This window comes from Hyella patelloides LEGE 07179, from assembly GCF_900659865.1.
In the GTDB taxonomy this organism is placed as follows: Bacteria; Cyanobacteriota; Cyanobacteriia; order Cyanobacteriales; family Xenococcaceae; genus Hyella; species Hyella patelloides.
In genome coordinates, this window is the sequence record NZ_LR213992.1 from 1 (window position 1) to 11511 (window position 11511).

The 11511-nt window shown below is 35.7% G+C and carries 9 protein-coding genes; 4 read left to right on the forward strand and 5 right to left on the reverse strand.

The window, feature by feature from the left end; genetic code table 11:
* The first annotated feature begins 254 nt into the window (after positions 1-254).
* The gene (gene stpA, locus H1P_RS25290; protein ID WP_144872638.1) at positions 255-1520 is read left to right on the forward strand and encodes a glucosylglycerol 3-phosphatase; all 1266 of its coding nucleotides are present in this window, start codon (positions 255-257) and stop codon (positions 1518-1520) included.
* A gap of 312 nt (positions 1521-1832) precedes the next feature.
* Here stpA and H1P_RS25295 read toward each other — a convergent pair whose 3' ends face one another.
* From H1P_RS25295 to H1P_RS36515, 3 genes are all read right to left on the reverse strand, one after another.
* Complete coding sequence (locus tag H1P_RS25295) at positions 1833-3008, reverse strand: hypothetical protein (protein ID WP_144872640.1); 1176 nt, start codon at positions 3006-3008, stop codon at positions 1833-1835.
* A gap of 256 nt (positions 3009-3264) precedes the next feature.
* Positions 3265-4674: a cation:proton antiporter gene (locus tag H1P_RS25300; protein WP_144872642.1), complete on the reverse strand. Its 1410-nt coding sequence runs from the start codon at positions 4672-4674 to the stop codon at positions 3265-3267.
* A 136-nt stretch (positions 4675-4810) separates the two neighbouring features.
* On the reverse strand, positions 4811-4987 hold the full coding sequence (locus tag H1P_RS36515; protein ID WP_186376140.1) for a hypothetical protein: 177 nt from the start codon (positions 4985-4987) through the stop codon (positions 4811-4813).
* 42 nt (positions 4988-5029) lie between these two features.
* Here H1P_RS36515 and H1P_RS25305 point away from each other — a divergent pair, with 42 nt between their 5' ends.
* From H1P_RS25305 to recF, 3 genes are all read left to right on the forward strand, one after another.
* Positions 5030-6343, forward strand: coding sequence for a valine--pyruvate transaminase (locus H1P_RS25305; RefSeq protein ID WP_144872657.1), 1314 nt, complete (start codon positions 5030-5032; stop codon positions 6341-6343).
* 143 nt (positions 6344-6486) lie between these two features.
* Positions 6487-7125: a ribosome maturation factor RimM gene (gene rimM, locus H1P_RS25310; RefSeq protein ID WP_144872644.1), complete on the forward strand. Its 639-nt coding sequence runs from the start codon at positions 6487-6489 to the stop codon at positions 7123-7125.
* 166 nt (positions 7126-7291) lie between these two features.
* The gene (gene recF, locus H1P_RS25315; protein ID WP_144872648.1) at positions 7292-8455 is read left to right on the forward strand and encodes a DNA replication/repair protein RecF; all 1164 of its coding nucleotides are present in this window, start codon (positions 7292-7294) and stop codon (positions 8453-8455) included.
* 85 nt (positions 8456-8540) lie between these two features.
* Here the strand turns inward: recF and H1P_RS25320 are convergent, their stop codons facing one another.
* Entirely contained in the window at positions 8541-9758 is a 1218-nt protein-coding gene (locus H1P_RS25320) for a PstS family phosphate ABC transporter substrate-binding protein (protein WP_144872651.1), read from the reverse strand.
* 242 nt (positions 9759-10000) lie between these two features.
* Positions 10001-10972, reverse strand: a complete 972-nt coding sequence (locus tag H1P_RS25325) for a hypothetical protein (protein WP_144872654.1) — start codon at positions 10970-10972, stop codon at positions 10001-10003.
* Positions 10973-11511: the final 539 nt, after the last annotated feature.

The following is an 11511-nucleotide window of genomic DNA, read 5'->3' on the forward strand; positions in this document are numbered from 1 at the left end:
GATTCTGATCCAGACTATAACTCAAACAACAGACTGTCGTTTGACAGCAGCCGTGAACAGCAGGGTTAAACCTAAACTTGATCGGGCTTCTACTTATAGCGATCGCCTTATTTGTGAGAAATGCGGGTAATCCCTAATCCCTAATCCCCGATCCCTCGAACAGTTATCTTTAAAAATAAGTTCTTAAAACTAGATGGGATTTAAAAGCATTTTTTGTTTTAAGATAAATATGAATTATCTACAATTTAAGCAGAATGGCTAAATTACATCAAAGCTCATTTTCTCTAGACCACGAAGTCTTAATTAATATCTTAGCAACCCAAGAAAATATTCTGATTATTCAAGATTTAGACGGGGTTTGTATGAGTTTAGTCAAAGACCCTTTAACTAGAGAGATTGAACGTCAATATTTGAAAGCAACTAGAGCTTTTGATGGTCATTTTTTTGTCTTGACTAATGGAGAGCATATTGGGAGAAGAGGAGTTAATCGTATTGTCGAAAAAGCTTTTGACGAGAGAGATTTAGTCAAACAACAGGGTTTATATTTACCTGGTTTAGCTGGTGGTGGGGTGCAATGGCAAGACCGCTATGGTAATGTATCTCATCCAGGAATTAGCGACACAGAAATGGCTTTTTTAGAAACTGTCCCCCAGAAAATAGAAGCTAGTTTAAGAGAGTTTTTTCAACAGCATAACGGTGGTTTTAATTCAGAAAAATTTGATGATTATATCCAGGCGACAGTTTTAGAAAACAAAGTTTCGCCGACAGTTAATCTTAATGTTTTTCATGACGTTTTATCAGAGCAAGCTATCTATGTTAAATTGCAACAAGCAATGAAAAATTTAACCCAAAACCTATTAGAAGAAGCAGGAACAATGGGTTTTAAAAATTCATTTTTCGTGCATTTTGCTCCCAATTTAGGTAGAGATGAACAGGGAAAAGAAATTATCCAACCAGCTTCAGAAAATGACTCTGGAACTACCGATCTACAGTTTATGCTGCGAGGTGCGATTAAAGAAGCGGGAGTACCTTTTATTTTAAATCACTACTATTATTTACAGACTGGTAACTATCCGTTGGGTAAAGAATTTAATAGTAGACAAGCACCTCAAAATAAAGCAGAATTATTAACATTAATTAAAGATAATTTTGATTCTAAAATCATGCCCACAATAATTGGTATTGGTGATACTGTGACCAGTAAAGCCGAACAAAATGGCGATAAACTCATCTTTAGAAGAGGAGGAAGCGATCGCGGTTTTCTAGAATTAATACAAGCGATCGGAAAAGAATTTGAGAGCGAAAATTTAGTAGTTTATGTTGATAGCAGTGGAGGAGAACTAAAAAATCGTAAGCCTTTAAAATTAAATGAACAAAAAACTGAAGTTATTGAAGGTATAGGAGATGCTAAAGATACTGACGATACTCTAACCTTAAATGTGGTTTTTCCTGGAGGTTATCAACAATATACTAAAGTCTTTCAAGAAGCAGCTAGCATGAGAAAGCAAGGCAACAATTAAGTTTTATCTTTATACTAAGATTGTAATTTTCAAATACTATTTTAGAAATAAAATGTTGAATTTTCCATTAATCAAGCACAACAAATTTATCAAACTGTTAAGACAATAGTATTGAAGGTAAATTCTTCTTATAATCATTTTTTAGTTTTTTAGAAACTACTAGTGGACAGTTAGAGTTATGAGCTACTTCCATACGAACGTGTTCACATTCATCTAAGGCTAATTCTTCTAAAGTAGATAATGATGTATTCTGATGGCTTGCTACTTCTTTTCTTACTTGCGATTCTAAATCTTTGGCAAAGTACTTTAGTATTAAAGGTGAATTATTAGTGTTTTCTGCTGCTTTGCACGAACCTGCTTGCTATCATCATTTTTTAACTGTTCAAAAACTGCTAGAGGACAGTTAGGGTTACAAGCTACCTCTCCACGAACGTGTTCGCATTCATCTGAGGCTAATTCTTCTAAAGTAGATAATGATGTATTTTTATTGAAAGCTACAGACTGACGCACATAATTACTAGAATTGGTAGCCAGTTTGTTGAGTGTTTCTAATGGTGTATTTTTATTTCTTGCCACTGATGCACGAACAAATGTGTTGGGATCATTAGCTAATATCTCTAAAGTGCTTGCTGGTGTATTTGGATTTTCAGCTACGGACTCACGTACATGATGATTAGAATCATTAGCCAGTTTTTTTAGTGCTTCTACCGATATATTTTTATTCTTTGTAACTGACAGACGTACATTTGCTACTAATGAGCAAACATTTGTATCGGGATAATTAGCTAATATCTCTAAAGTGCTTGCTGGTGTATTTGGATTTTCAGCAACGTAATAACGCACAGTCTGATTAGAATTAATAGCCAGTTTTTTTAGTGTTTCCAATGGCGTATTTTTATTTCTTGCCACTGAAATAAGAACATTTGTATGAGAATCATTAGCTAATACTTTTAAAGTGCTTGCTGATGTATTTTTATTTGCAGCGACCGATTGACGTACATGATAACCATAATAATCAGAATCATTAGCTAATATTTTTAAAGTGCTTGCTGATGTATTTGGATTTTCAGCGACAGACTGACGCACATAAACATTAGAATCAGTAGCCAATTTTTTTAATAGTTCTACTGATAGGCTTTTTCTTTCCAAAAGAGCATTTTTTATTTTAGTATTAGAATCTTCTGCTAACTGGATTAATTTCGCTTCTGAAGTACTGGAACTTTTTGCCAAAGCAACCTTATAAAAATCCATTTGATTTGGGTTTTCTAACCAGAGAAGCTCGCAAACAGGATTATTGATAACCTCATCAGGAAAATTGTAACTGAGCCTTTCTAGAATAGATATAGGAGTATTTGGATTTTTGGCTAATCTTTGAAGAATTTCTCGATTTTTTTCTTCGCTTAGTTCAATTAGAGTTTCACTAGGAGTATTTTCATTTTCAGCTAACTCATATAATTCTGTCGTTGAAAGTCTTGTAATGTCTAACATCAAGAAATTTATAAACTTTTGTCCTATTTAAAAATTGAAATGATATTACAAGATGCTAATTTTGTAGTAGCAATTCAGAAATTACCACTACGTTGATGTATTTTAATCACCTTGATTTTAATTCGCCAACAGTATCTTATGAGATTAGGGCTGTAGGAGTTACTTATTATCTATTACTCTCCTCACAACTCCAATCTTCTGAATATACTAAGGTGTAGCTGCGAGGGCGAACTCACTTTCGCCCCCATAAATAAACTTAATTTTCTGTTGTAGCAGGAGTTTCTTTAGCCTCTTCTGGTTCTTTAAATACCAGTCTCAAAAAAGGTGGTGCAACAAAAGTCGTCACAATTACCATCACAATAATTGCTGCTTCAGTTGCTTCGGATAACGCGCCACTAGCAGAACCTACACCAGCAAATACTAGACCAACTTCACCACGGGGAATCATACCGACACCAATGGCTAACTTGTTGATTTCTCCGTTGCCAAATAAAGTGAAACCAGTGATCACCTTACCAATAATAGCAACTACAATTAAGAAAGCTGCGATCGCTAATCCTTCTCGGTTACTGGGTATTGTGGGGTTAAGAACACCAACATCAGTTTTTGCTCCGACACAAACAAAGAAGACAGGAACTAAAATATCGGCAACGGGAATTACTTGTTCTTCTAACTCTTTGCGCTTATCGGTTTCTGCCAAAATCAAACCAGCAGCAAAAGCTCCCAAAATAGCTTCTAACTGAATCACATTAGCAATATAAGCCAGAGTAAAAGCAAAACTTAGACCAGTTAGCAATACTTGACCGCGAGTTTTCATTTCATTAACCAATCCTACAATTAAAGGACTAATTAAACGACCGATCACAATCGAACCGATTAAAAACACGCCCGCACTAAGAATCAGATAAACAACATTAGTAATCTGAATCTCACCAGTTTTGACTAAGCTGGCTACGACTGCCAAAACAACAATCCCTAAAATATCATCCAATACCGCAGCACCAATAATTATTTGACCTTCTTCAGAACTTAACTGTCCAATTTCTGCCAACACCTTAGCGGTAATACCAATACTGGTAGCGGTTAATGCTGCACCCGCAAAAATAGCAGGAATAACAGGAACGTCAAAAACATAAACTAAACCAGCCGTACCCATGGCAAAGGGAGCAACAACTCCAACCACTGCTACAATAGCAGCCTGTGGCCCAACCCTGATTAGTTCTTTGAGGTCTGATTCTAAGCCAATTTCAAATAGCAGAATAATTACCCCTAATTCCGAAAGCAAGGATATTACCTCGCTATAGGAAGCGAATACATGGGGAGTTGCTTCTGGGGTTAAACCTGCGGTTTGTTGCAAAAAACTGATAATCAGGGAATCATCTGCTGTGCAACCTGATTCAGGAAACACTAACAAATTAAAAGCAGAAACTCCCACTAATACCCCGCCTACTAATTCTCCTAATACTGGAGGTAGATCGATTCTGGCACAGATTTCGCCACCTAATTTACTAGCGAAGTACACAATTACCAAACTAAGCAATACTCCAGCAAGAATGAGGCTACCGCTTTCTGCTTCTACATCTACTTCTGATTCTGTTGCAGCAGCAACTATCGGAGTTAGCCACGATTTTGAGGCAATCCAATTCCAATAAACAAGATCGGTCATATTTTCTTTTTAAAAATCATTAACATCTAACTTACTAGGTTATCGTTCTTGGCATTATTACTACCGCGACTTTTGTGAGGAGGATAATCTGGTATGTAGCATTGCCACATCCACTAATAGTGTTATTTTTTGCTTATTATTTTTTCGCTTTCCAAGTACCACCATAACGATAGCAGGGATTATCTGGGCTCACTTTATCCCAACACTGACGACACACTAGCTTCCATTCCTCTGATACATCGTATTGAATGCGATAACGAATATCAACTGAATTAGAACAGAAATCGCAGGGTTTAGATTTTGATTTTGGCATAAAATAACGGATACGCTGTTAGTTTTTTTACCTTACAAGATGATGAATCCTGCACTGTCTCAATTTGGTACGCAAATGTCCCAGCTTACGGGAGTTAGGGCAATTATGAAAGATATTATCGAAACTCTGAAGAATAGTGCAGGGAAAGAATTTATTAATCTTAGTGCGGGTAATCCTGTTATTTTGCCAGAGGTAGAACAATTATGGCGCGACTGTACGGCGGATTTATTGGCGAGTAAAGAGTATGGGGAGGTAGTTTGTCGTTATGGTTCTTCTCAAGGTTATGCGCCTTTAATTGAAGCAGTGGTGCAAGATTTTAATCAGCGTTATGGTTTAAGTATAAGCGGTCTTGGCAAAGCCAAGGCACTGCGTGATCGCAATATTTTAATTACTCCTGGTTCACAATCTCTTTATTTTTATGGTGCTAATGCTTTTGGTGGCTACACGACAGATGGGGATTTACGTCAGGTGGTGCTACCTTTGAGTCCCGACTATACGGGATACGGTGGTGTTAGTTTAACTCCCGAAGCTTTGATTGCTTACAAGCCAAAGTTAGAAATCAATCAAAAAAATCATCGTTTTAAATATCGCCCTGATTTTAGTCAGTTAGAAATTACAGAACAAACTGGTTGTGTTATCTTTTCTCGTCCTTGCAACCCGACAGGAAATGTTTTAACAGATGAAGAAGTGAGTAAAATTGCTACTTTAGCAAAAAAACAAGATGTTCCCGTATTAATTGATTCTGCCTATGCTCCACCATTTCCTGCTTTAAATTTTACAGAAATGAATCCTCAGTTTGGTGATAATATAATCCACTGTATGAGTTTATCAAAAGCAGGTTTACCAGGGGAAAGAATTGGGATTGCTATCGGCGATCCTAATCTAATTCAAATTCTAGAATCTTTTCAAACAAATGCTGCCATTCACTCTTCGAGATATGGACAAGCGATCGCATCTAGAGCAATTAATTCTGGTCGATTAGCGGAAATTTCTACCGAGATTATTCGTCCTCATTATCAACATAAATTAGAAGTTTTAGCAGCCACTTTAGATAAAGAAATGCCTAACGATCTCCCCTGGTATTTACATCAAGGTGAAGGGGCTATTTTTGCTTGGCTATGGATTAAAGATTTACCTATAAGTGATTGGGAATTTTATCAAGAATTAAAAGAAGTAGGCGTAATTGCTGTTCCTGGGAGTACTTTTTTCCCTGGGTTAAAAGGTGCTTGGAAACATAAACAAGAATGCCTCAGAATCAGTTTGACTGCCACAGAATCAGAAATTGTTACAGCAATGCAAAAACTAGCTCAAGTAACAAAATCAGTTATCAGTAAACAACCAACTTTATTACAGTAATTAGAATAATTCATTACCTAAAAAATAACAACTGTAAGGGCAATTCACTCTAAAGAACTCACTCTGCATCGCGGGTTGCGAATCACCCCTACCCATGAAACATTAACCATATTATCTCGCTTGACAGGACTAAATAATTATCAATGAACAATGAACAATTAACCATCAACCAAGAAACGGAATGGATTGAAATTGGCACAATAGTAGCTCCTCAAGGACTGTATGGAGAACTAAGGGTCTATCCTGATTCTGATTTTCCCGAACGTTTTTTAGTACCAGGAACAAGATGGTTACAACATCCCGATACAGGAAAAATTGAAGCAAAAGAGTTATTAGGAGGGCGTTATCTTCCTGGTAAAAAATTATATGTAATTGCTTTAGAAGATGTTGAATATCGCGATCGAGCAGAAGCATTACGAGATTATAAAATTCTCGTACCTAAAAGCGATCGCCCTGAGTTACAAGAAGATGAGTTTCACGTTCAAGATTTAATCAATCTCGAAGTATTTAATCAACAAACACAAGAGAATATTGGGATAGTTACAAATGTCTTTTATGCAGGAAATAACTTATTAGAAGTTACCTTACACAAACAACCAGAACCAGAAGAAAATCAGACTCCCGATCTTTCAAAAATTAATCGTCGTAGCAAACGAAAAAAATACAAACCAAAAAAACCTAAACTTGCAACAATCTTAATTCCCTTTGTTATTGAGATAGTTCCTATAGTAGACATTAAAAATAATCGGATTGAGATCGATCCTCCTGAAGGGCTTGTTTGAAGGATTAGGAGTAAGGAATAAGGAATGAGGAAGTAGCCAGTCAAAAGTTAAAATTTTTAACGACGAGAAACAAACAACAATTTACCAAAAACTAACCATTAGCCATTAGCTATTAGCAAACGAACCAATTAACTATGAAACTAAACCAACAACTTAAAAACGATTAATGTATTTAAAAAATCTACATTTACGATCTTTTAGGAACTATATAGAACAACAGGTAAATTTTAATCGGCAAAAAACAATTATTGTTGGTAATAATGCACAAGGAAAATCCAATCTTTTAGAAGCAGTAGAATTACTTGCTACCTTAAAAAGTCATCGCACAATACGCGATCGCGAGTTAGTATTAGATGGTAGTAATGCAGGACAAATCTCCGCTACAGTCAAAAGAGCTTATGGAACAGCAGAATTAACTCTCACTCTCCGTAAGCAAGGTAAACGCACTATTGCCCTCAATAAAGAACCTTTACGACGACAAATCGAATTTTTAGGCAATTTAAACGCAGTACAATTTTCTAGTCTAGACTTGGATTTAGTAAGAGGTGCGCCAGAGTCAAGACGTAGCTGGATTGATGGCTTATTAATTCAACTTGAGCCAGTATACGTTCATATTTTGCAACAATACAATCAAGTACTGCGTCAGCGTAACGCCTTGCTAAAAGCGATTCGGAAACAAGAACAAGATCGTAAATCAGACATATCCACCACTAAAACCATTGATAAAACCCAATTATTTCTTTGGGATGAACAATTAGCAGCAGCAGGATCGAGAGTTACCCGCAGAAGAGCTAGAGTACTAAATAGGTTAGCACCCATCGCCCAAAAATGGCACGATCGCATTAGCGGAAAAACCGAAACTCTAACTATTACCTACGCACCTAATGTGGGATGGACAGAAGACATTCCCGAAAAAGTACAACAAGCCTTTTTAGAGAAAATAGAACAGCGACGCATCGCCGAATACCATCAAGGTAAAACGGTAGTGGGTACACATCGCGATGAAATTGAATTTACGATTGATGATACTCCTGCAAGATATTATGGCTCTCAAGGACAACAACGCACCCTGGTATTAGCCTTAAAATTAGCCGAATTAAAACTAATTGAAGAGATTATCGGCGAACCACCACTATTGCTATTAGATGATGTGCTAGCAGAACTCGATCCTCACCGTCAGAATCAACTTTTAGAAACAATCGGCGATCGCTTTCAAACCTTAATTACCACTACCCATATTAATTCTTTTAACGATTTGTGGATCAAAGATGCTCAAATTCTCACTATAAATCAAGGAAAAATTAGTTATTCTCATAAGCCAAATTTATAGTCAGAAACCATTAGCTAAGGGAGTTGCCAAAAATAAACACTTCCAAACAAACAAGGTAAGTACTTGTGCAAAATAAATTGTGTTGTTAAAACCAAGGTAAAAATGAAAACTTGCTGTCAATATCCTTTGCCGCTTCATACTTGGGTACAAAACCAGCATCTTCAACAATAGCTTGTCCTTCTGGTGAAACTAGATATTCGACAAGAGCTTTAACTCCTTTTTTCTGGAGAGTCTGATAATTTTGGTGATTTTGGAAAATTTCACTATTGACAATTATATTCAAGGCTCTAACTAAAGGATATTTTCCTGAATCAATATCTTGTTGATTAGTTACCCCTGCCTTTATAACAGGCGAAACAATCGTACCATCATCTTTTTTGATAGATACTACATTTAAGTCGTTCAGTTCGACCGCAGCTAGAGTAGCCGATGTATAAAAGATTGCACCATTGGTCTTTTTCAAAAATTCTTTAGCTTCCGAACGATCTCTCATAAAAACGGTATTGGGATTTAATTGTTCGACCAATTTAATTCCCATCGGATTCTGCCACAATCCTGCCACAAGAATTGGTACAATCTTTTTGTCTTCACCCCCTAATTGCTTCCAGTTAGTGATTTTTCCCTGAAAAATATCTTCTAGTTCTTTTACTGTCAGAGGTCTAGTCTCCGTCTTTTTATCAGTAACGTATGCAATTCCATCATAAGCATAAGGGATTGCTGTTATCTGTATGCCTCTTTCTTTAGCTCGTTTAAAGTGACTATCTAAATAAGCTTTCTCGGAAAAAGCGATTTGGACTTGTCCTTCAATAAGCTCTTGAATTTGATCTTTATTTGGATCGTTATCTGAATAGCGAAATTTTACCTCGCTGTTGATATTTTTGATTGCTTTGGCAATTTTTTGATTGACAAGCCTTTGACTACAAGGTTCACCACCAAAAGAAATTCTTCCTGTTGCATTTTTTATTGCTGCTTTAGGACTGGTGTTGAGTGTGAAAGCAAGAACCCCAGTTGTCAATATTGCTATTCCTCCTGCTATCGAGAAAATATAGCTCATCTTGTTGCTACGAGCGACTTTCTTTCTCTGGTTCTTATTCAGAGTAGTAGATTCTCGACCGTCAATCTTGAGACTATTTCCAGCTTTTTGCTCTTTTTTAGAGGTTAGAGGTTGGTTACAATTTTCGCAAACAACAGAGTTTGGCTCATTGGTGTCATACCCACAACGATTACAAACTTGATACTTTTCTTTGCTTGAGATTGATTGGTGACTATTTAACGATGAATTATTATTGTTATTATGAAGCATGATGCAAAAAAATTAAGATTTCTAATCGAAGGATTTAACAGCTACTCAAAACTATCAACTTCGCTCGCGAGTTGATGATATATATCTGAGCAAATCTTTTTGGCTATGGGTTTAACTTCTTCAATAAGTGCATTTTGGACATCATCTGTAGTGATGCCAGTGTAACGCCTCGAAGTAAGCAAAGAATGTCCTAATCTTATCTCGACTTTTTTTTTGCAAATTAACTAGATTAACTTGGTTGGTTATTTTCTCGGCAACCAAGGGTAGTAAAATAAATTATTTTCTTCTACACTATCTTGAGCTAAAAAATTGGCTTTAATTTTTGTTAAAAACCGAGAACATTCTTCCAAAACCTCAAGATACATTTGATTAGTTTTGATTAGACTATTCAACGCTTGAATAGCTAAAAAATATGTTTCTGCTTTAATTTTAAATTTATAAAAATTTAATAGAGACTGTTTAGCTATAGAGAAATTATTGTGTAATTCCTCCAAATCATTTTGATGTTCTTTGTCCTGAATGTCCTGAATAGCGGATAGAAATCTTTTGTAAGTTCGTAAACAAGCATTTGTCTTATCTAAATACTTTTCTTTTTCCTGTTGATATTCATGTTCAAAACTGAGCAAAAAGCTATTAATTTCTTGAAAAAAATTGAGACTATCGTGAACCGAAGCTTTCTTCCAAAAAGAGACTAGCTCCTCAAATTTATTGTTTAATTCTCTTCGCAAATTTTGGTAGTTATTCTTTAAAGCAAGATGACATCCCCATGGATTAGTCCTTGTATACTTATCTAAGTATTTTTCTACCTCTTCAAATAGACCAATTAGAGAATCACTACAATTAGCATCAAATAGGTGTATTTCATACAAGTTATTCACCTTTATTTCTAATTCTTGAGATAAATCTCTTATTTTTTCTGAGTTAGATTGTTGCAGACAATTGAGTATGTCAAACTTATTCTGCTCCCGTGTTGACCATTCAGTCTTGATTCTTAAACCTAGAAATTTAAGAGCTTCTTGAACATCAATGGGATATTTTGCTCGTTCAAGCCAATAGTCAATTGCTCTAATAGCAAGCAGATGACTCAAAAAGTCAACTGTATTTTCTTGTTTGTTACTATTTTTAGAAATCTCTAATATTCTGCGATTGTTCGAGTTGGATATTCGTTGATTAAATCTTAAGTCATATATTGAGAGTTTGTTTTGTACACTCATGAAAATAAGGGGCTAAAAAGCTTAGGTTTTAGTAACAAATGCTATCTAAAAAACAGCTTATAAATAGCTACACCATACAATAGTATACATATTTCAAAATATATACATGTATATCTCACTTTGGCGATCGCAATTGCTAATATCCTATATTATCAAATATTAACAACAAATTCATCAATTCCTGGAAGTCTTGCCTGTAGGAGTAGAAGTTCTTGATGCGGGAGAGGAACTTTACTACACCAATCGCCGAGCGCAAGAGTTAAGAGCTAAAGGGGTTGTTGCTGAAGTCTCGACTTTCCCTTAGCTACGTACTTTTGAAACGGTGTGTATTGAGATTCAAAAGCAAAATACAAATCACTATTATCTGAGGATATTCCCAATCAATCATCGATACCAATTGATTCTACTTGAAATTAACCTTGACTAATAGCTAAATAATTAGGGTTTGCTGAATAACTTGACAACCTTGAGCAAATAAAGGTTACAAGGATTTTGGGCGCAGCAAAAAGTTAAGTAAAAATGGCGAAAAACCCCTAAAA